At 63.6% G+C, this 23255-nt stretch carries 23 protein-coding genes and 1 pseudogene; 7 read left to right on the forward strand and 17 right to left on the reverse strand.

What is annotated here, in order from left to right; translation table 11 throughout:
- Nucleotides 1–70 precede the first annotated feature (70 nt).
- Complete coding sequence (locus AC0KXH_RS12430) at nucleotides 71–511, forward strand: group II truncated hemoglobin (protein ID WP_488223491.1); 441 nt, start codon at nucleotides 71–73, stop codon at nucleotides 509–511.
- On the opposite strand, the gene AC0KXH_RS12435 is transcribed toward AC0KXH_RS12430, so the two are convergent.
- Nucleotides 512–2434 (reverse strand): sodium:solute symporter family protein, encoded by a 1923-nt coding sequence (locus tag AC0KXH_RS12435; RefSeq protein WP_312357860.1) that lies wholly within the window; start codon nucleotides 2432–2434, stop codon nucleotides 512–514.
- A gap of 156 nt (nucleotides 2435–2590) precedes the next feature.
- Between AC0KXH_RS12435 and AC0KXH_RS12440 the strand changes: the two genes are divergently transcribed.
- On the forward strand, nucleotides 2591–3403 hold the full coding sequence (locus AC0KXH_RS12440; RefSeq protein ID WP_488223492.1) for a GNAT family N-acetyltransferase: 813 nt from the start codon (nucleotides 2591–2593) through the stop codon (nucleotides 3401–3403).
- Between the two features lie 7 nt (nucleotides 3404–3410).
- Here AC0KXH_RS12440 and AC0KXH_RS12445 read toward each other — a convergent pair whose 3' ends face one another.
- From AC0KXH_RS12445 to ispF, 8 genes are all read right to left on the reverse strand, one after another.
- Nucleotides 3411–3551 (reverse strand): hypothetical protein, encoded by a 141-nt coding sequence (locus tag AC0KXH_RS12445; RefSeq protein WP_158002190.1) that lies wholly within the window; start codon nucleotides 3549–3551, stop codon nucleotides 3411–3413.
- Nucleotides 3552–4055: 504 nt separating this feature from the next.
- On the reverse strand, nucleotides 4056–5048 hold the full coding sequence (gene rpoS, locus AC0KXH_RS12450; RefSeq protein ID WP_488223493.1) for an RNA polymerase sigma factor RpoS: 993 nt from the start codon (nucleotides 5046–5048) through the stop codon (nucleotides 4056–4058).
- 96 nt (nucleotides 5049–5144) lie between these two features.
- A complete protein-coding gene (locus tag AC0KXH_RS12455; RefSeq protein WP_488224608.1) occupies nucleotides 5145–6008 on the reverse strand; it encodes a peptidoglycan DD-metalloendopeptidase family protein in 864 nt (287 codons plus the stop codon).
- Between the two features lie 11 nt (nucleotides 6009–6019).
- A complete protein-coding gene (locus tag AC0KXH_RS12460; protein ID WP_043221019.1) occupies nucleotides 6020–6955 on the reverse strand; it encodes a polyprenyl-phosphate transporter in 936 nt (311 codons plus the stop codon).
- Between the two features lie 18 nt (nucleotides 6956–6973).
- Entirely contained in the window at nucleotides 6974–7609 is a 636-nt protein-coding gene (locus AC0KXH_RS12465; protein WP_041104615.1) for a protein-L-isoaspartate(D-aspartate) O-methyltransferase, read from the reverse strand.
- Between the two features lie 38 nt (nucleotides 7610–7647).
- On the reverse strand, nucleotides 7648–8397 hold the full coding sequence (gene surE / locus AC0KXH_RS12470; protein WP_041104524.1) for a 5'/3'-nucleotidase SurE: 750 nt from the start codon (nucleotides 8395–8397) through the stop codon (nucleotides 7648–7650).
- The gene (truD, locus tag AC0KXH_RS12475; protein WP_488223494.1) at nucleotides 8397–9437 is read right to left on the reverse strand and encodes a tRNA pseudouridine(13) synthase TruD; all 1041 of its coding nucleotides are present in this window, start codon (nucleotides 9435–9437) and stop codon (nucleotides 8397–8399) included. Before truD ends, surE begins: the two co-directional genes overlap by 1 nt.
- A complete protein-coding gene (gene ispF, locus AC0KXH_RS12480) occupies nucleotides 9434–9907 on the reverse strand; it encodes a 2-C-methyl-D-erythritol 2,4-cyclodiphosphate synthase (protein ID WP_488223495.1) in 474 nt (157 codons plus the stop codon). The genes truD and ispF overlap by 4 nt, the downstream gene beginning before the upstream one ends.
- A 172-nt stretch (nucleotides 9908–10079) precedes the next feature.
- Here ispF and AC0KXH_RS12485 point away from each other — a divergent pair, with 172 nt between their 5' ends.
- Complete coding sequence (locus AC0KXH_RS12485) at nucleotides 10080–10382, forward strand: ArsR/SmtB family transcription factor (protein ID WP_041104518.1); 303 nt, start codon at nucleotides 10080–10082, stop codon at nucleotides 10380–10382.
- Nucleotides 10383–10431: 49 nt separating this feature from the next.
- Nucleotides 10432–11481 carry an alkene reductase gene (locus tag AC0KXH_RS12490; protein WP_041104516.1) on the forward strand — a complete coding sequence of 350 codons (1050 nt, stop codon included), beginning with the start codon at nucleotides 10432–10434 and terminating at the stop codon, nucleotides 11479–11481.
- Nucleotides 11482–12083: 602 nt separating this feature from the next.
- Here AC0KXH_RS12490 and fghA read toward each other — a convergent pair.
- Nucleotides 12084–12929, reverse strand: coding sequence for an S-formylglutathione hydrolase (gene fghA, locus AC0KXH_RS12495; protein ID WP_488223496.1), 846 nt, complete (start codon nucleotides 12927–12929; stop codon nucleotides 12084–12086).
- Nucleotides 12930–13015: 86 nt separating this feature from the next.
- On the reverse strand, nucleotides 13016–14131 hold the full coding sequence (locus AC0KXH_RS12500; RefSeq protein ID WP_041104511.1) for an S-(hydroxymethyl)glutathione dehydrogenase/class III alcohol dehydrogenase: 1116 nt from the start codon (nucleotides 14129–14131) through the stop codon (nucleotides 13016–13018).
- 108 nt (nucleotides 14132–14239) lie between these two features.
- Between AC0KXH_RS12500 and AC0KXH_RS12505 the strand changes: the two genes are divergently transcribed.
- The 3 genes and pseudogenes from AC0KXH_RS12505 (at nucleotide 14240) to AC0KXH_RS12515 (ending at nucleotide 16782) form a co-directional block, all read left to right on the forward strand.
- Complete coding sequence (locus AC0KXH_RS12505) at nucleotides 14240–15133, forward strand: LysR substrate-binding domain-containing protein (RefSeq protein WP_165563081.1); 894 nt, start codon at nucleotides 14240–14242, stop codon at nucleotides 15131–15133.
- A 136-nt stretch (nucleotides 15134–15269) separates the two neighbouring features.
- Nucleotides 15270–15572: pseudogene (locus tag AC0KXH_RS12510) on the forward strand (HPF/RaiA family ribosome-associated protein); the annotation flags it as partial.
- Between the two features lie 46 nt (nucleotides 15573–15618).
- Nucleotides 15619–16782, forward strand: a complete 1164-nt coding sequence (locus AC0KXH_RS12515) for a baeRF3 domain-containing protein (RefSeq protein WP_061337157.1) — start codon at nucleotides 15619–15621, stop codon at nucleotides 16780–16782.
- Nucleotides 16783–16839: 57 nt separating this feature from the next.
- Here AC0KXH_RS12515 and ispD read toward each other — a convergent pair whose 3' ends face one another.
- The 6 genes from ispD to tilS form a co-directional block, all read right to left on the reverse strand.
- Nucleotides 16840–17544 carry a 2-C-methyl-D-erythritol 4-phosphate cytidylyltransferase gene (gene ispD / locus AC0KXH_RS12520; protein ID WP_200291641.1) on the reverse strand — a complete coding sequence of 235 codons (705 nt, stop codon included), beginning with the start codon at nucleotides 17542–17544 and terminating at the stop codon, nucleotides 16840–16842.
- The gene (gene ftsB, locus AC0KXH_RS12525; RefSeq protein ID WP_041104612.1) at nucleotides 17541–17819 is read right to left on the reverse strand and encodes a cell division protein FtsB; all 279 of its coding nucleotides are present in this window, start codon (nucleotides 17817–17819) and stop codon (nucleotides 17541–17543) included. Before ftsB ends, ispD begins: the two co-directional genes overlap by 4 nt.
- 133 nt (nucleotides 17820–17952) lie before the next feature.
- Complete coding sequence (gene eno / locus AC0KXH_RS12530) at nucleotides 17953–19242, reverse strand: phosphopyruvate hydratase (RefSeq protein ID WP_041104501.1); 1290 nt, start codon at nucleotides 19240–19242, stop codon at nucleotides 17953–17955.
- A gap of 33 nt (nucleotides 19243–19275) precedes the next feature.
- On the reverse strand, nucleotides 19276–20121 hold the full coding sequence (gene kdsA, locus AC0KXH_RS12535; RefSeq protein WP_200291638.1) for a 3-deoxy-8-phosphooctulonate synthase: 846 nt from the start codon (nucleotides 20119–20121) through the stop codon (nucleotides 19276–19278).
- Nucleotides 20118–21749 (reverse strand): CTP synthase, encoded by a 1632-nt coding sequence (gene pyrG, locus AC0KXH_RS12540; RefSeq protein ID WP_041104499.1) that lies wholly within the window; start codon nucleotides 21747–21749, stop codon nucleotides 20118–20120. The genes kdsA and pyrG overlap by 4 nt, the downstream gene beginning before the upstream one ends.
- A 160-nt stretch (nucleotides 21750–21909) precedes the next feature.
- The gene (gene tilS, locus AC0KXH_RS12545; protein WP_488224609.1) at nucleotides 21910–23223 is read right to left on the reverse strand and encodes a tRNA lysidine(34) synthetase TilS; all 1314 of its coding nucleotides are present in this window, start codon (nucleotides 23221–23223) and stop codon (nucleotides 21910–21912) included.
- Between the last annotated feature and the right edge of the window lie 32 nt (nucleotides 23224–23255).

Genomic DNA, 23255 nt, shown 5'->3' on the forward strand with positions numbered 1-23255 from the left:
GGGCGCACCGCCGCGCTTGTGTTGATCTGGCACAAGCCGCGATCATCGGCGCCCGCAATGGAGGACGAAAATGATCGGTCAACAGCAGGAGCCGGTGTTCGGCGTGAGCGATGCCTCGTTCCAGGCGGCCGGCGGCGAGGCCGGGCTCAAGCGCCTGGTAGCGGATTTCTACCGGGCGATGGACAGCCTGCCGGAGGCGGCGACGATACGCGCCATGTATCCGGATGACCTGGGCCTGGCGCAGGAGAAACTGACCAGTTTTCTTTGCGGCTGGCTGGGCGGCCCGCGGCGTTATGCAGAGCGCTTCGGCCCGATCAGCATTCCGCAGTTCCATACGCGCTGGAACGTCGGTGAGGCGGAGCGCGATGCCTGGCTGAGCTGCATGGCCTGGGCCATCGAGCGCCAGCCCTACTCGGCCGCGTTCGCCCAGTACCTCTTGACCCAGCTGCGCGTGCCGGCCGAGCGCATCCGCCAGGTCCAGCAACCGCCTGGCTGCCCGCGGAGCCGATAGTCAACGGTGCTCGGCTTCGGCCACGCCGAGCGCCGGATCGGGACGTTGCTCGAACCTGTCGCTCAGCGCCATCCGCAGCCACACGGGTGAGAGCACCAGACCCACGCCCAGGCTCAGCCAACTGAGCCACTCGCCGCCCTCGGGGGGCGGGAATGCCAGGCGACCGATTCCGACCAACAGGCTGTAGAGCGACACCGCGGTGACCACTACCGCCAGAACGCGACTTCCAAAGGCCCCACGCGCACGACCTTGATCGCCACAAAGCGCCGCCGTGCGCCCCCAGAAGCCGAACGGGCGAACCTTGCGATAGAAATGCTGCAGCGTCGCATCGTCGGTGCGTGGCGTGACGAAGGTGATCAGTACCGCCGCCGCGCAAGTAATCAACGACATCAGGCCCAGCCGGATCCACTCCTCACCGGGGTCGGTACCGAAGTAGTACAGCAGGACGGGCGCCAGGATCAGCGAGACGAGCATCGCGGCCAATTCGGAATAGAGGTTGATCCGCTCCCACAACCAACGCAGCACCAGCACGGCGCCCATTCCGGCCCCGAACAGCAGCGAGATGAACCAGGCCGTCTGGATCGAACCGAGGTTGGCCATGATGACCATGGCGATGAGCAGAATCACCACGTTGGATATCCGCGCTACCAACACCAGCTCCTTATCCTTGGCCTCCCGCTTGAGCAGCTTCGGCGCCACCACCGCGCGATAGACGTCATTGCTCCAGTACGAGGCGCCCCAGTTGAGATGCGTGTCGACGGTAGAGGCCAGCGCCGCCAGCAAGCCCACCAGCATCAGGCCGCGCAGGCCGGGCGGCATGAGCTCATCGATGCCGGTCACGAAGAGCGCCTCGCGGGCTGCGGTGAAGCCATCGGCGCCGGCCTCCGCCGGGGAAAACGGATAGAGCACCAGCAGGCCGATCGAGATTGCCAGCCAAAACAGGCTGCGCACGAGAATCTGCAACCAGGTGAACACCAGGCCTGCGATCCTCGCCTCACGGTCGGTCGGACAGGCCATGCTGCGCTGTGCCAGATACCCGGTGCCATCGGAGTTCATCTGGAACAGCCACTGCATGCCAACGATCACCAGAAACGGCAGCACAGCCTCCCCTACATTCGAGGGCGGCGAGAAAGAGAGCAGCTTGCTTGCCTGCTCCATGCCATACAGCTCGACGACCCGGTCGGTCAGCCCCCCGAGCCCACCCGCCGCATCGACCACGAACCAGGCATAGGCGACCGTGCCCAGCATCGCCACGGCGAACTGCATGACGTCCGTCTGCACCACCGCGCGCAGCCCGCCGGTGATCGAATAGGTCGCCGTGAATACCAGGATGAGCAGGATGGAGATGAGGTTGTTGGCACTGGTGGTGATCGGGTCGAGGCCCGTAATGCTTTCGCCCAGGCGTATGCCGCTGGCCTCGATAAAGCTAGCGACGACCTGATAAAGCCCCGCTGGCAGCCATTCATGCCAGGGTAGAAAGACCTCCGCGATGCGGATGGCTGCAACCAGCACCATCGCCAGCACCACACAATTGATCACCGTGCCGTAATAAACCGCCTTGAACAGCCGCAGCGGCGCGACGGCCCTGCCGCTATAGCGCACGCGAGTGACCTCGGCATCGGTCAGAACGCCGGCACGCCGCCAGTTGCTGGCGAACAACCAGGCCAGCAGCAGAAACGCCAGACCGTAGATCCACAACCGCCACACTGCGAACACACCGGCAGTGGCGACCAGGCCTGCCACCAGCAGCGGCGTGTCGGCGGCAAACTGTGTCGCCGCCATCGATACCCCCGCCCGCCAACCCTTGATGGTCCGGCCAGCGAGAAAATACTCATCCAGACTCTGGGACGCCTTGCTTCGCGCACGCAGGCCCGACATCAACCCGTAAACGATGAAGGCCACGACGATCAGTAGGTCCAACATATTGTTTTTCCTGTCGTTGGAATCTGCTTAAGGTTGAGAGCACCTCCTGGCGATAAAAATGCCGCCGGCCGGATGAACGGCAGCGATCCGGCCCGGCTGCTTCGCATGGCCGGCACGCGCTAGAATCGCCGGGCCTAGGGCCAATCGAATCCTCCTGTGCTCGAAATTCAACGCCTCGCCAGCCCCCTTCATCCGTTGCTCAAACAGTTCTATCGCAGCCATGGCAGTCGCGCGCGCATCGCGCCGCTCGCAGAATGTTGGGTAGTCCGCCAGGGCGAAATCGTAGCGGGGTTGTGCCTGACGCCCGTCGCCGAGGGCTACTGGCTGACCAATCTCCTGGTCGCGCCGGAACACCGCGGTACCGGTGTGGCGTCCGCCCTGCTCACTCAAGTGCAGATGCAGACCGCTGCGCCGATCTGGCTGTTCTGCCGCCCTTCGCTGGTTGGCTTCTACGAGCAGCGAGGGTTTGGAGCGACGGAGGAGCTGCCGAGAGAGCTTTGCGCTCGTCTGGAGCGCTACCGGCAGACCAAGGCACTGGTCGCCATGCGACGCAAGGAGAGAGAGATGGACACGCCAACGATCGATATTGTCGCGGCCGCCCTGTTCGATGCAGAGGGGCGCCTGCTCGTGGTGCGCAAACGCGGCAGCCGCTTCTTCATGCTGCCCGGTGGCAAACGCGAAGCAGGCGAGACCTCTTTGCAGACCCTTTGCCGGGAACTCGAGGAGGAACTGGGTCTTGCACTGCCAGCGGAAGACGTCGAACCGCTCGGGCGGTTCCAGGCGGCCGCCGCCAACGAGCCAGGCCACCGCGTCAATGCAAAGGTCTTTCTGGGCAAACTGCATGAAGCGGTTGAGACGCGCGCCGAAATCGAGGAGGCGTGCTGGCTCGAGCTGCCAGCCGTTACCCGAATTGAGCTGGCGCCGTTACTCGCGGAACAGATTCTCCCGGCACTGGCAGTTCGAAGGTAAAGCGAACTCAGGGCGAAATGGGGTCGCTGGCGGGAAAGGTTTCCTCGATGGCCTCGTCCAGCTGCTCTTCATCAGCCTCATCGGGCTTGCGCTCCACTTCACCTTCATCGGGAATGGGATCTTTGTCTGAAGGGTTCTGACCAATCATGTTTCCAACCTCTGGGGCGTCGTCAGAACATTAGTGTGCGTCGGCCAGCAACAGTTCGGGCTACTCGGTCGGCCGCACTTTTCTACGGACAAAAAAAGGGGCGGGGTATACCCCGCCCGGCTTCTTCCATGCTCCCTGTATTCCTGATCATCATCCTGATGAAACCGCATCCTGCGGCTGTCCTGGCCCCATCCTTGTGGCCTTGTGCTTGTCCGTCAGCACAGGGGCGATATTAATGATCACCCGCCCCGGAGCAACTGGCCCGGCACCGGGCAACAGCGACAAATCACCGCAGCCCTTCGACTAAAATACCTTATAAATCAATGTTTTATTTATAGTCCACGAAACCATTCGACAGGCTCAACCAGGCTTTACCTACAGCAAATGTAAGCAAATGCTTACATCTTGCTGAGCAATTGGCCCGCGTGGATTAGTCCGTTCGGTTTAGTGAGGCCAAAAACGAAACGGGCCTGAAATCAGGCCCGTTTCGGCGACCGGGACGCCTCAGTGGAACAGCGCTTCGCTCGACAGTCCGTTGCGCTCGAAGATCTCACGCATACGGCGCAACGCTTCGACCTGAATTTGCCGCACCCGCTCGCGAGTGAGACCTATCTCCTGTCCCACCTCTTCGAGCGTGCTGCTTTCGTGCCCACGCAGGCCGAATCGGCGCACGACGACCTCGCGCTGCTTTTCGGTCAGGTCGGACAGCCATTGATCGATGCTTGACGACAGATCATCGTCCAGCAACAAGTCGCAGGGATCGTTGGGCTTTTCGTCGGTCAGGGTGTCGAGCAGCGTCTTGTCGGTGTCCGGCCCGAGCGACACGTCGACCGAAGTGACCCGCTCGTTCAACCCAAGCATGCGCTTGACCTCGGCAACCGGCTTTTCGAGCAGGTTGGCGATTTCCTCAGGGCTCGGTTCGTGATCCAGCTTCTGGGTCAACTCGCGAGCCGCGCGCAGATAGACGTTCAGCTTCTTGACCACATGAATCGGCAGGCGGATGGTCCGCGTCTGGTTCATGATCGCGCGCTCGATGGTCTGGCGAATCCACCAGGTGGCGTAGGTCGAAAAGCGGAACCCCCGCTCCGGGTCGAATTTCTCCACGGCGCGAATCAACCCGAGATTGCCCTCTTCGACCAGATCGAGCAACGACAGGCCTCGATTGACGTAGCGACGCGCAATCTTCACCACCAGGCGCAGGTTGCTCTCGATCATGCGCTTGCGCCCGGCGGGATCCCCCTTGCGAGCCAGACGTGCGAAGTGCACTTCTTCCTCGGGCGTCAGCAGGGGGGAGAAGCCGATCTCGTTGAGATACAACTGGGTCGCGTCGAGCGCCCGGTTGTAGTCGATGAACTTGTGTTGCTTGGCGACAGGCTTGGTCTTGGGAGCCTTGGTCGCATGCTGCACTGTGCTGACACGGTCGAAGTCTATGCCCGGCTCCATGAGCAAAACCGCATCCTCGACGTCAAACTCCAGCGCTTCTTTTTTGAGTGCCATTATTCTTGTCCCGTTCCGAGTTCGACAACGGGCTCAAGACACGCGCGTCCATGCACGAAACCCGAGCCCATTAGTGGCGGCACGGGTGGCTTGGAGTCAACGCTTTGGCAGGTATTGCAGTGGGTCGACGGGCTTACCCTGGCGACGAATCTCGAAGTGCAGCTTCACCCGGTCGGTACCTGTAGATCCCATCTCGGCAATGCTCTGCCCAGCCTTGACTCGTTGGCCCTCCCGTACCAGCAGCCTGCGGTTATGACCGTAGGCGCTTACATAGGTATCGCTGTGCTTGATGATTACAAGTTCGCCGTAACCCCTCAAACCACTACCGGCGTACACCACAGTCCCATCAGAAGCAGCGAGAACAGGCTGTCCTAATTCACCGGCGATATCAATGCCTTTATTCAAACTGCCGTTTGAGGAAAAACGGCCTATTACCTGACCATTCGAGGGCCATGCCCAGCCGCTTGCCGAACGGGTTACAGGCGTCACCTTGACGGGGGCGGACGCCACTGGCTCCTTGCTGATCGCCGGCGGCCGAGGTATCGGATTGGCAACCACCACAGGCGTGCTCGGCCGAGGCGCCGGCTGCGCCGGGCGCTGTCCAGGGGACGGCGCAGCCGGCCGTGCCGCGGTCGTCGAACCTGCGCCAGAGAAGCGGATGCGTTGCCCCGGATGAATCACATAGGGCGCAGAAATCCCGTTCAGCCGCGCCAGGCTGCGCCAGTCCCAGCCATGCCGGCCTGCGATAGACGAAAGCGTGTCGCCGCGCCGAACCGTGTAGGCGCCGCTGGTCACTGGCGGCCGGCTGTTTCGATCGACCACCTGCACACCGCCTGGCGGCGACGAGGCACACCCGGCGAGAAAGATGGCGGCACATGCCACCGGATACAGCGCGTACGACGAAAAGAGGCGAAACCACCGCCGATAGCCCATGAGCCTCAATGCTCGCTCCCTAGGGATGTAATCGGTGTTCAGGCGCCTTGGGTGGCGGGCTGGCGTCGGCCGGCAACCCACTCCAGGCTGAGAACCAGCAGGATACCAGCGATTGCCAGGCCGACCGCCAGCAGCAATTGCGGGTCTTGCCCGGTCAGATCGCCAAAGGCGCCCGGCAGCAGGTTCTGCTCCAGCAGCGGGGTCTTTTGCCCATGCGAATCGAGACGCCAGGTCAGGGTCTGCTTCCACGGCCAGACCTTGTTCAGCGAACCGAGCATCAGGCCGGTCAGAAAACCGAGCGTGAGGTCACGCCAGCGACGCAGCGTCCAGCTCAGCAGCCTGGCAAAGCTCAGCAGGCCCACCAGGCAACCCAACGCGAACACCGCCAGCACGGCGACATCGAGGCTTTTCACCGCACCGAGCACCACCGGATAAAGGCCCAGCAGCACCAGTATGAAGCTGCCGGAAATACCCGGCAGGATCATCGCGCAGATGGCGATCGCGCCCGCCAGAAACAGGCTGAGCATGTCGCTGCCCCATTGCACCGGCGCGGCCACGGTAATCCAGAACGCGAAAACGATGCCGGCGGCGAAAGCCAGCAGCAGCGGCAGGTTGCGCTGCTTGATCTCGCGCCCGACCAGATAGACCGACACGAGAATCAGACCGAAGAAAAAAGACCAGACCGGGATCGGGTGTCGCTCCAGCAGGTAGGTGATCACCTTGGCGAGCGTGAAGACGCTGGTGAGAATGCCGGCGAACAGAACGAGCAGAAAGGATGCATTGGCGCGCGCCCAGGCCTCGGCAACACGCCCGCGCAACAGCGGACCTACCGCGGAGGGAAGCGATGCGATCGAGCGCAGCAGCTCGTCATAGATCCCCGTAATGAACGCGACCGTACCGCCCGAAACGCCAGGCACAACGTCGGCCGCGCCCATGGCCATGCCCTTGGCGTACAACAACAAAGCGTTTTTCATGCTTCCTTCCGCTGATGATCAGATCACAGGTCCATTGAGCAGCGGCACGAAGCGAACGGTATCCAACAATTGACGGGAGAATCCGTTTTCCTCTCGGATGATCAGCATCAGTTGCTGAACGTCGCCGGCCCCGACCGGAATCACCAGCCGCCCTCCGGGAGCCAGTTGATCGAGCAGGGCCTGCGGCACATCGGCTGCCGCTGCGGTGACGATGATGCCGTTGTAAGGTGCCAGTGCCGGCCAGCCTTCCCAGCCATCGCCCCAGCGAAAGACCACATTGCGCAACTTGAGTTCGCCGAGACGCTCCTTGGCTCGCTCCTGCAGCGCCTGGATTCGTTCGACGGAGAACACCCGCTCGACCAACTGCGCCAGCACGGCAGTCTGGTAGCCGGAGCCGGTACCGATCTCCAGCACCTTGTCCAGAGGGCCGTCAGCCAGCAGCAGCTCGCTCATCCTGGCTACCATGAAGGGCTGCGAGATCGTCTGGTTGTGGCCGATGGGCAGCGCCGTATCCTCGTAGGCACGATGCGCCAGCGCTTCGTCGACGAACAGGTGGCGTGGCGTACGCCTGATCACCTCGAGCACGTGCGGATTGGACAGGCCTTCCTCGTACAGGCGCTGGATCAGGCGATCGCGCGTACGCTGCGACGTCATCCCGGTGCCATGCAGCAGATCGGTCGGTACGCGGTGGTTCACAAGATGTCCTCCATCCAGCGATCCAGCCCCTGGAAGGCCTCATGGAAGGTACGATCCAGCTGCAACGGCGTGATCGAAACGTAGCCCTGCATGATGGCGTGGAAGTCAGTGCCCGGGCCGCCATCCTCGACGTCGCCCGCGACGGAAATCCAGTATCCCTCCTTGCCTCGAGGATTGGCCTGGCGCACCGGCGGCTTGGCACGGCTTCGATGCCCGAGACGGGTCAGGCGGATACCACGGATATGGTCCAGCGGCAGGTTCGGCACGTTGACGCTCAGCACGGTGCGCGGAGGCAGTTCGAGCTGCTCGTGCTTCTCCACCAGCACACGGGCGATATGCGCCGCGGTTGCCAGGTTGTCCGGAGAGCGCGAAACGAGCGAGAAGGCAAAGGCCGGACGACCGGTGAAGCGCCCCTCGATCGCCGCCGCGACGGTCCCTGAATAGAGCACGTCGTCGCCCAGATTGGCACCGAGGTTGATCCCGGAGACCACCATGTCGGGCGTCTCTTCCAGCAGACCGTTGAGCCCCAGATGGACGCAATCGGTCGGCGAGCCGTTCAGCCCGATGAAGCCGTTGGGCATGGTCACCGGGTGCAGTGGCCGGTCGAGTGTCAGCGCACTGCTGGCACCGCTCATGTCCTGGATGGGGGCGACTACTCGGCACTCGGCATAGTCGGCCAGCGCGTCATAGAGCGCGGCGAGCCCAGGTGCATACACCCCGTCGTCGTTGGCGATCAGAATACGCATCAGATTTCCGTCTGCCCTGCCAGGCTGACCAGTTCACGCACCACGGCTGTGGCGAAGCACCCGGTCGGCAGGACGAATTCCAGTTGCAGAATGTCAGGCTCGGGATAATGCCACGACAAGTTGCCAATGGGGAGGCGCAGCACCCGCCGTTCATGCTTCATTCCAGCATCCGCAAGCCACTTGGCGATGGCCGGCTGAGTTGCCGCCACCCGCTGCTCGAGCGCCTGGACGCGGCCGGTCGTCGGCGCGTCGCCCGCGCCCCAGAGTGGCCCCGTGGGATGCAGGTCGAGAATCGCCAGGCGAGGATCCTGACACTCGTCCTCACCAGCCGCGAAAAAGCTGCGACTGTCAGTGAAGGCCAGCAGGTCCCCGACCAGCGCCTGGTTCCAGGTACCGTCGGCGACACGCTCGGCCAGCACGCGGTTGAACAGATAGCTGCGCCCGGCCGAGAGCAACCGCGAGCGCAGGTTGCGCTGCTCCGGTAGCTCGCCCCTGCCGGCGAAGTCGCGGGCACCCTGCACGTTGTTGCCCTGGTGACCGAAACGCTGCAGGCCGAAGTAATTCGGCACACCCTGCACCTGGAGCTGGCGCAACCTTGCCTCGAGCAGCGCACGGTCAGCGTCGAGTTCGGTCAGGCGCAGCGTGAAGCCGTTCGCCGAGTGCGCACCGCGTTGCAGCTTGCGCTGATGGCGTACCGATCGGAGCACCCGCAGGCTCTCGTCCTCGGCCCGTTTCAAGTCCGGGTCAGGACGGCCCGGCAGGTGCAGGCTGAACCACTGGCGGGTCAGCGCCTGACGATCCTTGAGGCCGGCATAACTGACCTGACGTAGCGGGACACCTGCGGCTCTGGCGATACGTCGTGCCGCCTCCTCGGTATTCAGCTGACGCTTTTCGACCCACAGCCAGAGGTGCTCGCCTTCGCCGGATAGCGGAATGTCCAGCACCTCATCGACCTGGAAGTCTTCGGCCACGGCCTTCAGCAACGCGCGACCGCAGGGCTCACCGTGCGCATGTGGTCCAAGCAGCTGCTCTTCGGTCATGCCGCGACCAGCAGAGCGACCGCATGCACGGCAATGCCCTCCTCCCGCCCGGTGAAGCCGAGCTTCTCGGTCGTGGTGGCCTTGATGTTGACCTGATCCAGGTCGACCTGCAGGTCCTCGGCAATCAATGCACGCATCGTCTCGATATGCGGCGCCATCTTGGGCGCCTGGGCGACGATGGTGGCGTCGACATTGCCCACCTTCCAGCCCTTGGACCGGACCTGTTCGAGCACGTGGCGCAGCAGCACGCGACTGTCGGCGCCCTTGAAGCGCGGATCGGTGTCCGGGAAATGCTTGCCGATGTCGCCCAGTGCCGCGGCACCGAGCAGCGCATCGGCCAGGGCATGCAGCAGTACATCGCCATCGGAATGCGCCAGCAGGCCGAATCTGTGAGGAATCCGCACGCCACCGAGCGTGATGAAGTCGCCCTCGCCGAAGCGGTGGACGTCGTAACCATGGCCGATACGCATGCGCACAACCCTTTCGAGAAATTGAAAGTGGCGATTCTACAGGAGCGCAGGGCTGTGGTGATTCCGGCGCCCAGGATCGACCACGGCGATGAGCACTATCGACCGAATCGATCCCATATCGCCTTTTGACGATATAGAGTTCGCCACATCCCGATATGCAACGAGCAGCGCCATGCAACCTACCCTGGACGATGCCATCAAGGCCCTGGCCCACCCGTTGCGCCGCGAAATCCTGTGCTGGTTGCGAGAGCCCGAGCGGTATTTCCCCGAGCAACAGTACCCGCTGGACCTGGGTGTCTGTGCCGGCCAGATCGACAAGCGTGCCGGCCTGTCGCAGTCCACTGTCTCGGCGCACCTGGCCACGCTCCAGCGTGCCGGGTTGGTCAGCAGTCGCAAGGTGGGGCAATGGCACTTCTTCAGGCGCAACGATGCGGCCATCGAGCGCTTTCTCACGCAACTGCGGCAATCCCTGTGATTGAGCCGCGCTTCAACCGATGAATCATCCACGTTCAAGGAGCACTCTGATGCCCACACTCTTCGACCCGATCAAGATCGGCGACCTGGAACTGTCCAACCGCATCATCATGGCGCCGCTGACGCGCTGCCGTGCCGAACCGGGACGTGTACCGGGCGACCTGATGGTGGAGTACTACAGCCAGCGCGCGGATGCCGGGCTGATCATCAGTGAAGCCACATCGGTCACGCCCATGGGCGTCGGCTACCCGGACACCCCCGGCATCTGGTCGGCCGAGCAGGTTCAGGGCTGGAAGAAGATCACCGAAGCCGTACATGCCAAGGGCGGCAAGATCGTCCTGCAGCTATGGCACGTCGGGCGCATCTCCGACCCGATCTACCTGGACGGCCAGCTGCCGGTCGCGCCGAGCGCCATCAAGCCTGCCGGGCATGTCAGCCTGGTCCGTCCGATGAAGGACTACGAGACCCCGCGCGCGCTGGAGACAGCCGAGATCCCGGGGATCATCGAGGCCTACCGCAAAGGCGCGGAAAATGCCAAGGAAGCCGGTTTCGACGGCGTGGAGATCCATGGCGCCAATGGCTACCTGCTCGACCAGTTCCTGCAGGACAGCACCAACCAGCGCACCGACCAGTACGGTGGCTCGTTGGAAAACCGCGCACGCCTGATGCTGGAGGTGACCGACGCCGCGATCTCGGTCTGGGGCGCCGGACGCGTCGGCGTACATCTGGCGCCGCGTGCCGATTCCCACGACATGGGTGATTCCAACCGCGCCGAAACCTTTGGCTACGTTGCCCGCGAACTGGGCAAACGCGGCGTCGCCTTTATCTGCACCCGCGAGAAGGCCGGCGAAGACAGCCTTGGCCCGCAGCTCAAGCAACTGTTCGGGGGTGTCTACATCGCCAACGAGCGCTTTACCAAGGAGCAGGCCGGCACCTGGCTCGCGGAAGGCAAGGCCGACGCCGTGGCCTTTGGTATTCCCTACATCGCCAACCCGGATCTGGTCGAACGCCTGCGCCGGGATGCGCCGCTCAACGAGCCGCGGCCCGAGCTCTTCTATGCCAAGGGCGCCGAAGGCTATACCGATTACCCGTCGCTCTAGCTCCTTGCGACGGAAAGGCCCGTCCGGGAAACCGGCCGGGCCTTTTTTGTGCGTTCGATTCAATAGCGCCGCCGGGTCGTCGCATCGCCGCGAAGCCCGGTTGGCCCGGCACCTACCGGAACAGACGCGTGGATGAGGCTGCGCCGTCATCCACCCTACGCGCCCTGCAAAGCACCGCTTCCGTAGGGTGGGAAACCGCCAGCGTTTTCCACGCCGTAGCACCACGCAAACGCCGCAGCACCGGCACCGGACCGGAACAGACGCGTGGATGAGGCTGCGCCGTCACTCACCCTTCGCGCCCTGTAAGGCACCGCTTCCGTAGGGTGGAAAACCGCCAGCGTTTTCCACGCCGCAGCACCACGCAAACGCCGCAGCACCAGTACCAGCACCAGCACCGAACCGAACCGAACCGAACCGAACCGAACCGGAGCATACGCGTGGATGAGGCTGCGCCGTCATCCACCCTACGCGCCTGCAAAGCAAACGCCTCCGCCGGATGGAAAACCGCCCGGCGTTTTCCACGCCGCCAGCGCAGCATGCAAACCCGGTGGCAAAAGCGCTGCGCCGGGGCAGATCCGTGCATCAGGCTGGGCCGCTCTCCCCTACGCCTTCAGCGCCTCGGCGTGGTGGCGCAGGTGGTCATCGATGAAGCTGGCGATGAAGTAGTAGCTATGGTCATAGCCCGGCTGGATGCGCAACCGTAGCGGATGGCCGGCCGCGTCGGCGGCTGCCTGGAGCGCGTCGGGCTTTAGCTGGCCGTGCATGAAGTCGTCACGGTCGCCCTGATCGACCAGTAGCGGCAGGCGCTCCTTCGCCTCGACGAGCAACGCGCAGGCGTCCCATGCGCGCCAGCGGGAACGATCCGGCCCCAGATAGCGGGAGAATGCCTTTTCGCCCCAGGGACAGGCCATCGGATTGCTGATGGGCGCAAAAGCCGATAGTGAGCGATAACGCCCGGGGTTCTTCAGGGCGCAGACGAGCGCGCCATGCCCGCCCATGGAATGTCCGCTGATACCACGCCGGTCGGATACCGGAAAGTTGGCCTCGATCAACGCCGGCAGCTCGTCCACCACGTAGTCGTACATCCGGTAATGCTGTGCCCAGGGCTCCTCGGTGGCGTTCAGATAGAACCCCGCGCCCAAGCCGAAATCCCAGGCACCGTCCGGGTCATCCGGCACGCCGTCGCCGCGCGGGCTGGTATCCGGCGCCACGATGACCAGACCGAGTTCGGCCGCCAGTCGCTGGGCGCCCGCCTTCTGCATGAAGTTCTCATCGGTACAGGTCAGGCCGGAGAGCCAGTAGAGTACCGGCAGCTTCTCTCCCTGCTCAGCCTGCGGCGGCAGGTATACGGCAAACACCATGTCGCATCCCAGGCTGCTGGAGCGGTGTCGGTAGCGCTTGTGCCAGCCACCAAAGCTCTTGTTGCTGGAAACGATCTCAAGGGCCATGCGAACCTCCGTAGAATGCGCCTTGCGCACCGGTATCCAGGGTGCGCAAGAAGCCGGTGAGCGCCCGTGCAGCTCACCGAGCTGGCTCAGAAGTGGATGACGGTACGAATGCTCTTGCCTTCGTGCATCAGATCGAAGGCCTTGTTGATGTCGTCCAGCCCCATGGTGTGGGTGATAAACGTATCCAGCGGAATTTCACCCTTCTGCGATTTCTCGACGTAGCCGGGCAGTTCCGTGCGCCCCTTGACGCCGCCGAACGCGCTGCCGCGCCAGACCCGGCCGGTGACCAACTGGAACGGCCGCGTGCTGATCTCGGCGCCAGCAGGGGCCACGCCGATGATGGTCGACTCGCCCCAGCCCTTGTGGCAGCACTCCAGTGCGGCGCGCATCAGCTGCACATTGCCGACACACTCGAAGCTGTAATCCACGCCGCCATCGGTCATTTCGACGATGACCTCCTGGATCGGTCGCGCATGGTCCTTGGGATTGACGAAATCGGTGGCGCCCAGCTCGCGCGCTACAGCGAACTTCTCCGGATTGATATCGATGGCGATGATGCGGCTGGCCTTGGCCATCTTGGCGCCGATGATGGCCGCCAGGCCGATGCCACCCAGACCGAAGATCGCGACGGTGGAGCCCTCTTCGACCTTGGCGGTGTTGAGCACCGCACCGATTCCGGTGGTCACGCCGCAGCCGAGCAGGCAGACCTTCTCCAGCGGCGCTTCCTTGGGAATCACCGCTACGGATACTTCCGGCAGCACGGTGTATTCGGAGAAGGTCGAGCAGCCCATGTAGTGGTAAACCGGCTGGCCGTTGTAGGAAAAGCGCGTGCTTCCATCCGGCATCAGGCCCTTGCCCTGGGTCGCACGCACCGAGCTGCACAGGTTGGTCTTGCCCGACTTGCAGAATTTGCACTCTCGACATTCAGCCGTGTACAGCGGAATCACATGATCGCCGACCTTCACCGAGGTCACGCCCTCGCCCACGGCCTCGACGATGCCGCCACCCTCGTGGCCGAGAATGCAGGGAAACACGCCTTCGCTGTCCTGGCCGGACAGCGTGTAGGCATCGGTATGACAAACGCCGCTGGCGACGATACGCACCAGCACTTCACCTGCCTTGGGCGGCTCGACGTCCACCTCGACGATCTTCAGCGGCTCGTTAGGGGCAAAGGCGACGGCAGCACGGGACTTGATGGTCATGGCTCACTCTCGATGGGTTGCAGTCGGGTGAGTGTAATTTCTCTTCAAGCAGGGATAATCTCGTTTTTCTCAAAACATTAGTGCTGCAAAGCAATAATCGAGGGCCGCATGAGCCGCTGGGAAGGTCTGGACGAGTTCGTTGCCGTTGCCGAACAGGGCAGCTTCATGGCCGCCGCGCAGAAGCTGCGCGTGTCGTCGTCGCATGTCAGCCGCCAGGTCGCACGCCTGGAGGAACGCCTGCAGACGCGCCTGCTGTATCGCACCACCCGTCGCGTTTCACTGACCGATGCCGGTCATCACTTCTTCGCCCGTTGCCAGCGCCTGATCGAGGAACGCGACGATGCCTTCAGCGCCGTCAGCGATCAGAACAGCGTGCCCAGCGGCCTGCTGCGCATGACCGCTGCCGTCGCCTATGGAGAGCGGTTCATCGTGCCACTGGTGAACGACTTCATGGCGCGTCATCCGCAGCTGCGGGTGGAGATCGAGCTGTCCAATCGCACGCTCGACCTGGTCCAGGAAGGCTTCGATCTCGCGATCCGCCTAGGTCGGCTGGGCGAATCGCGGCTGGTCGCAACACGAATCGCACCTCGCGTCATGTATCTGTGTGCCGCACCGGCGTATCTGGAACGTTACGGCCGCCCGCACACGCTCTCCGAGCTGGCACGGCACAACTGCCTGATCGGCACCAGCGACACCTGGATGCTGCAGGTCGACGGCCGCGAGCAGCATTTCAAGCCTTCGGGCAACTGGCGCTGCAACAGTGGCCATGCCGTGCTCGATGCAGCGCTGCGCGGCTTCGGCATCTGCCAACTGCCTGATTACTACGTTCAGGAACCGCTACGCCGAGGCGAACTGGTTGCGCTGCTTTCGGCGCACCAGCCGCCGGACACCGCCGTCTGGGCCGTTTATCCGCAGCGCCGGCTGCTGTCCGCGAAGGTCGGTGGCCTGATCGACGCATTGAAATCGGGACTGGCCGCCGCGCCGGAATACGCCCGTCGCTGAGCGCCGTTTCGCCTGTTCGGTCGTCTGTCCGGCGTCCGGACGGGCGTTGGAACCCTGCCCTGCTGGCCCCGTCGTAACTGGAAAGCCAGAGCGTCGGCGTCTGGTTTTTGCCAAGCCATGCCATCAGGAGAATTCCATGCTCATCCAGGTAAACAGCAATCACAGCATCGAAATGTCCCAGGGCCTGGAGGACCGCGTCCGCGCCACCCTGGAAGACGAGCTGGAGCGATTCGACGAATACCTGACGCGTCTGGAGGTTCACCTCAACGACGAGAACGGCAGCAAGAGCGGCCCGCAGGACAAGCGCTGCCAGATCGAGGCCCGTCTCAAGCACCACGAACCGCTATCGGTAACGCACAAGGCCGAGTCGCTGGACCTGGCCATCGACGGCGCAGCGGAGAAGATGCTGCACGCGCTCGACCACCTCACCGGCAAGCTAAGCCGCTGACCCCACCCTTTCACCGGCCCCTGTTGCGAGGTACCCCATGCCAAGCGATCTGAACCGAGACACCTTGAAGGAGCTGCTGGCGGTGCGCCAGCGTCCATGTCTGTCGCTGTATCAGCCGACCCACAGGAGTTTTCCCGAGCGAGAGCAGGACCCCATTCGTTTCAAACAACTGGTACGTCAGTTGGAGGACGCCCTGAAACAGCAGCACTGCGACCAGCCCGAGACGCTGCTCGCGCCTTTCCGAGCGCTGATCGACGACGCCGATTTCTGGAATAACAGCCGCGACGGCCTGGCCATCTTCGCCGCACCGGGCTATTTCAAGATCTTTCGCCTGCAGCGTCGGGTCGCCGAACTGGCCGTGGCGAACGAGCGCATGCACGTCAAGCCACTACTGCGTATCGCCCAGTCCGCCGACCGTTACCAGATTCTGGCGCTGACGATGGATTCGGTACGGCTCTACGAGGGTAACCGGGACGGCATCGATCAGGTTCGACTGGCCGACGGCGTCCCCGCCACGCTCGAGCAGGCGCTGGGCCGCGAGTTGACCGAAAAGGGCCAGAGCGGTTTCCCGCAGGGCTACAGCCGCGCCGGTGAGCGGGGCGACCCGATGCAGGTGGAGGCCGGTGGTGCCGGGCGTCAAGCCGAGATGGACCGTGACCGTGAGCGTTTCTTCCGCGAAGTGGACCGGGCCATCCTCGAACATCACTCCAAGCGTTCGGGCCTGCCGCTGATACTGGCGGCGCTGCCGGATCACCAGGCGCATTTCCGCAAGCTCAGCCATAACCCCCACCTGCTCGCCGAGGGCATCGACAACGATCCGTCCCTGCTTAGCCAGAACGAGCTGCGCGAGAAGAGCTGGTTGGTGATGCAGCCGCGCTACATCAAGCGCCTGGAAGGCTTCATCGATCGCTTCGGGGAATCGCTCGGTCAGGGACTGGCCAGCGAGGCCATCGAGGAAATCGGTCGCGCGACCCGTGAGGGGCGCGTCGCTACGCTGCTGGTCGAGGCGGACCGTCGCATTCCGGGCCAGGTCGACAAGGATGAGGCCAAGGCCCTGCCTGCCGAAGAGGCCGACGCCTCGACACCCGATCTGCTCGACGAACTGACCGTCTGGACGCTGGAACAGGGCGGTGAAGTCATCGCGGTGCCGGCCGAGCGCATGCCCACGCAGAGCGGAGCGGCGGCGCTGTATCGGTTCTAGGTCAGAACCCAGCCCCGCGGACCGGCTCAGGCCGGACTGCGGGGCACGCCTGTCACCTCAGCGCGAACCCCACTGCAACTGCAACCACTGGAGGTCATCCGGACGGGTGACCTTGATGTTGTCCGCGCGCCCCTCCACCACCCGCGGACGATGGCCGAGCCACTCGATCGCCGAGGCCTCGTCCGTGATTTCCGCACCCGCCTGGGCCGCCCCGGTCAGAGCCTGGCGCAACAAGCCCAGGCGAAACATCTGCGGGGTATAGGCCAGCCAGATCGGGCGGCGGTCGACCGTCTGCTCAACGCGACCGTCGGCCGCGACGCGCTTGAGCGTGTCCTTCGCCGGAACGGCCAGCAGGCCGCCGACCGGATCCTCGCCGAGCTGGTCGAGTAACCGCTGCAGGTCTTCATCCGCAAGATTGGGGCGTGCCGCATCGTGCACCAATACCCAGTCCCCATCGAGGGCACCGAGGTCTTTCAGCCGCTCGAGACCGGCCATTACCGAGTCGGCACGTTCTCTCCCGCCTGCTGCGCGACTGATCCGCGGGTCAGCCGCGCAGCCCAGCATCGGCCACCAGGGATCGTCCGGTGCAAGGGCGACCACCACACCACGAACGCCGGTACGGCCCAGAAAACAGCCAAGGGTATGTTCAAGAATCGTGCGATCACCAAGCTGCAGGTATTGCTTGGGGCGGTCAGCAGCCATGCGACTGCCAATGCCGGCAGCAGGAATCACCACCCAGAAAGAGGTCGGTCGGTTGTTCATTCGGTGAGCTGGTAGAGGGTTTCGCCTTCCTTGACCATGCCCAGCTCATGGCGGGCACGCTCCTCGACCGTTTCCATGCCCTGTTTGAGCTCCATCACCTCGGCCTCGAGGATGCGATTGCGCTCGAGCAGGCGCTTGTTCTCGCCTTGCTGCTCCTCGATCTGCTTGTTGAGGCTGCTGATCTGCGCCAGGCTCCCTTCGCCCACCCACAAGCGGTACTGCAGACCGCCCAGCAGCAGGATCAGCACGACGAACAGCCAGTATGGGCTACGCAATGAAGGCATGAACGGTATCGGTCGCGGTTCGAAAAAGAAGGATGCACTACGGGAGCGGCAAGTCTCGCCATTGTCGCCGCAACGATTGAAACAAAAAAGGGCGACTTACGCCGCCCTTTTCCCGATCTTCCGATCAGCCGCGGAATTCGGCGCGGCCGTTGTACGGCGCCTTGCCGGCCAGCTGCTCTTCGATGCGCAGCAGCTGGTTGTACTTCGACACGCGGTCGGAGCGGCACAGCGAACCGGTCTTGATCTGACCAGCGGCAGTACCCACCGCCAGGTCGGCGATGGTGCTGTCTTCGGTCTCGCCGGAACGGTGCGAGATCACTGCCGTGTAACCCGCCGCCTTGGCCATCTGGATGGCTTCGAGGGTCTCGGTCAGCGAGCCGATCTGGTTGAACTTGATCAGGATCGAGTTGGCGATGCCCTTGTCGATGCCTTCCTTGAGGATCTTGGTGTTGGTCACGAACAGATCGTCACCGACCAGCTGAACCTTCTCGCCGATCTTGTCGGTCAGCGCCTTCCAGCCTGCCCAGTCGGACTCGTCCATGCCGTCTTCGATGGAGATGATCGGGTAGCGCTGGGTCAGGCCGGCAAGGTAATCGGCGAAGCCTTCGGCGTCGAACACCTTGCCTTCACCGGCCAGGTCGTACTTGCCGTCCTTGTAGAACTCGCTGGAAGCGCAGTCCAGGGCCAGGGTCACGTCGCTGCCCAGCTTGTAGCCAGCCTTCTCGACCGCCTCGGCGATGGCGCCCAGCGCATCCTCGTTGGAGGCCAGGTTCGGCGCAAAGCCGCCCTCGTCGCCCACTGCGGTATTCAGGCCACGAGCCTTGAGCACGGCCTTCAGGTGGTGGAAGATCTCGGCGCCCATGCGCAGCGCGTCGGCGAACGTCTTGGCGCCGACCGGCTGGACCATGAACTCCTGGATGTCGACATTGTTGTCGGCGTGCTCGCCGCCATTGATGATGTTCATCATCGGCACCGGCATCGAATACTGGCCGGGGGTGCCATTCAGGTCGGCGATGTGCGCATACAGCGGTACGCCCTTGGCCTGTGCAGCTGCCTTGGCGGCTGCCAGGGACACGGCGAGGATGGCATTGGCGCCCAGCTTGGCCTTGTTCTCGGTACCGTCCAGCTCGATCATCGCCTGGTCCAGCGCCTTCTGGTCGACCGGGTCCTTGCCCAGCAGCAGGTCACGGATCGGACCGTTGACGTTGGCTACGGCGTTCAGCACGCCCTTGCCCAGGTAACGACTCTTGTCGCCGTCGCGCAGCTCAAGCGCCTCGCGCGAACCCGTGGAGGCGCCGGACGGTGCACAAGCACTGCCAACAATGCCGTTGTCCAGGATCACGTCGGCTTCCACTGTCGGGTTGCCGCGGGAATCGAGCACCTCACGTCCCTTGATATCGACGATCTTTGCCATTGTTATTAACACTCCGTAGATAGCTGCAAGGCTTCAAGCAGTTTCGATTGGCGGGAAATTCTTGATCAGGTCATCCAGCTGCTTGAGCTGGGTGAGGAAGGGCTCGAGCTTGTCCAGGCGTAGGGCACAGGGGCCGTCGCACTTGGCCTGGTCGGGGTTCGGATGCGCCTCGAGGAAGAGTCCGGCCAAGCCCTGGGAAAGACCGGCCTTGGCCAGGTCGGTGACCTGGGCACGACGACCGCCAGCCGAATCGGCGCGACCGCCCGGCATCTGCAGCGCATGGGTGACGTCGAAGAACACCGGGTACTCGAACTGCTTCATGATGCCGAAGCCAAGCATGTCGACGACCAGGTTGTTGTAGCCGAAGGACGAGCCACGTTCGCAGAGGATCAGCTGGTCGTTACCGGCCTCCTCGCACTTCTTCAGGATGTGCTTCATCTCCTGCGGCGCGAGGAACTGCGCCTTCTTGATGTTGATCACCGCACCGGTCTTGGCCATGGCCACCACCAGGTCGGTCTGCCGCGAGAGGAAGGCCGGCAGCTGGATGATGTCACATACATCGGCGACCGGCTGGGCCTGCCATGGCTCGTGTACGTCGGTGATGACCGGCACGCCAAAGGTCTTCTTCACTTCCTCGAAGATTTTCATGCCCTCTTCCAGGCCCGGGCCGCGGAAGGAGGTGATCGAGGAGCGGTTGGCCTTGTCGAAGCTCGCCTTGAACACGTAGGGAATGCCGAGCTTCTCGGTCACCCGCACATATTCTTCACAGGCCTGCATGGCCAGATCCCGCGATTCGAGGACATTGATGCCGCCGAACAGCACGAACGGCTTGTCGTTGGCGATCTCGATGTTGCCTACGCGAATGGTCTTCTGGCTCATGCCTTCTTCGCCTTGTATTCCAGCGCTGCATTGACGAAGCCGCTGAACAGCGGATGTCCGTCACGCGGGGTGGACGTGAATTCGGGGTGGAACTGACAGGCAACGAACCAGGGATGCTCCGGCGCCTCGACCACTTCGACCAATGCGCCGTCGCCGGAACGGCCAGTGATCTTCAAGCCAGCCGCCTGCAGTTGCGGCAGCAGATTGTTGTTCACTTCGTAGCGATGGCGATGGCGCTCGATGATGCGCTCCTGCCCGTAGCATTCGAATACCTTCGAACCAGGCTCGAGCGTGCATTCCTGTGCCCCCAGACGCATGGTGCCGCCCAGGTCCGAGGCTTCGGTGCGCACTTCGGTGTTACCGGAGGCATCGGCCCACTCGGTGATCAGGCCCACTACCGGATGACCGCTGTCCTTGTCGAACTCGGTCGAATTGGCATCGCTCCAGCCGAGCACATCGCGGGCGTATTCGATGACCGCGACCTGCATGCCCAGGCAGATACCCAGATAGGGAATGTTGTTCTCGCGAGCGTATTTCACCGTGGCGATCTTGCCCTCGACGCCGCGCAGCCCGAAACCACCGGGAACGAGGATTGCGTCGACACCTTCGAGCAGGCTGGTGCCCTGGTTTTCGATGTCTTCGGAGTCGATGTAGCGCAGGTTCACTTTCGTGCGGCTCTGGATGCCAGCGTGGCTCATGGCCTCGATCAGAGACTTGTAGGCATCCAGAAGTTCCATGTACTTGCCGACCATGGCGATGGTGACTTCCTTCTCCGGATGCAGCTTGGCATCGACCACACGATCCCACTCGGAGAGGTCCGCTCCACCGCACTTGAGGTCGAAGCGCTCGACGACGTAATCATCCAGTCCCTGTGCATGCAGAATGCCGGGGATCCGGTAAATGGTGTCGGCGTCCGGCAGGCTGATCACCGCACGCTCTTCGACGTTGGTGAACAGGGCGATCTTGCGCCGCGAGGAGACATCGATCGGATGATCGGAACGGCAGACCAGCACGTCCGGCTGCAGGCCGATGGAGCGCAGCTCCTTGACCGAATGCTGGGTCGGCTTGGTCTTGGTCTCGCCGGCAGTGGCGATGTAGGGCACCAGCGTCAGGTGCATCAGCATCGCACGCTTGGCACCGACTTCCACGCGCAACTGGCGGATCGCCTCGAGAAAGGGTTGCGATTCGATATCGCCGACAGTACCGCCGACTTCCACCAGGGCCACGTCGGCATCGCCGGCGCCCTTGATGATGCGGCGCTTGATCTCGTCGGTGATGTGCGGGATGACCTGAATGGTCGCACCCAGGTAGTCGCCGCGACGCTCGCGACGCAGCACGTCCTCATAGACGCGACCGGTGGTGAAGTTGTTGTTCTGGGTCATGCGGGTGCGGATGAACCGCTCGTAGTGGCCCAGGTCGAGGTCGGTCTCGGCGCCGTCGTGGGTGACGAACACTTCGCCGTGCTGGAACGGGCTCATGGTGCCCGGATCGACGTTGATGTAAGGGTCCAGCTTCAGCATCGTGACCTTCAGGCCCCGCGCCTCCAGGATGGCCGCCAATGAAGCCGAGGCGATGCCTTTCCCCAATGAAGAAACAACACCACCCGTGACGAAGATGTAGCGCGTCATAAGAACCCTAGAAGTCTGCGTTAAGCGGCCGGCGCCGCCGGGGGAAGCGAAGATGCCATTGGCCGCAAGGCGGCAATAGCGTAACCACCACGGCTTTCGAGGAAGGCCGCAGAAGCTGTATTAAGACGGGAGCGTAGTCTACCCGAAACCCCCAATCAGCTCAAACCGCCGTCACCGCTGGGGGCTGCCAACGCACCTCCCATCCCGGCGGGCAGAGCCCGGGCAGATTGGCAACGGCGAGCAGCTCGCCATCGCGATAAACGAGCGGCAGCCGCTGGCGGACGAACCAGGGAACATCCGCCTCGTTGAGCAGGCGCTTCAGGTCGCGCCTGCCCCGCGAGCCCGCGTGCATAAGCTCTCCGCCCTGGCGATAACGCAGGGTGAGCGCCCCGAGTTCAACGCCGGACGGTGCCTTGCCGCCGATGGTTAGGGTCAGCTCACCATTGTTCGGCAATGGCGTTTCCGGCGCTCGAATCGCCAAGGCTTCGGCTGGCAAAGGCGCCAACCATTGGCCAGAAAGCCACCAGACGCGGCCATTGGCCCGGCGCAGTTCACCGCCCGTCAGACGCCAGATGGGGCAGGCATCCTCGCTCGCATCGAGCAAGTTTCGCCAACCCGCCCAGTGCTCGCTGTCGGGTAGCAGCGTCCAGGCTCTCAGCCAATGGCGCAGCGCGTTGCGCTGGCGCGCCGGACTGAGACGGCCCAATGCCGCGAGGTCGAGACTAGGCAAGGGCAGCCACCCAGGCAGCCCCTGCCCGGCCGCATTGCGCAGATCGTCCTCGGCCAGCTCACCGAGCAAGGCATCGGCCTCCGCAAGATGGGCCGCGGCACGTCCGATCACGCGCTTGGCCTGCGGCCAGCGCCGCTCTAGAACCGGGAACACTTCATGGCGCAGATAGTTGCGCGCAAAATTCACCTGACGGTTGCTCGGGTCTTCCACCCAGGTCAAGCCGAACTGCTGCGCATAACCTTCCAGCACTTCTCGGGACACGCTCAGCCAGGGCCTGACCAACCAGCCACGCCCAAGTCGACGCGCCGGCGCCATCGCCCCCAGGCCGCGCACCCCGGAACCACGCAACAATCGAAACAGCAAGGTTTCCGCCTGGTCGTCGCGATGATGGGCGCAGAGCAGCACATCTTCCGGCTCGAGCAACGCTTCAAAGGCGGCGTAGCGGGCCTGCCGTGCCGCGCGCTCGAGACTGGCTCCCGACTCGACCTCGACCCGCCTGACCTCGAGCGGCACCACCAACTCGCCACAACGGGAACGGCAATGCCTGACCCAGTCACCCGCGGCAGCCTGTAAACCATGATCGACATGCACCGCGACCAGGGGCGGCAGATCCTGCGTCTGGCGCAGACGGCTCAGCAGGTGCAACAGCACGCTGGAATCCAGCCCGCCGGAAAAGGCGACGAACCAGCGCGGCGCGTCACGCCACGGCGCCAGTGCGCTCAGCAATTCCCGCTCAAGCGACATGCCCCGCCTCCCGACAAGACCGAGCCGCCCCG

The sequence above is a fragment of the Stutzerimonas sp. CXK-1 genome (assembly GCF_057738225.1).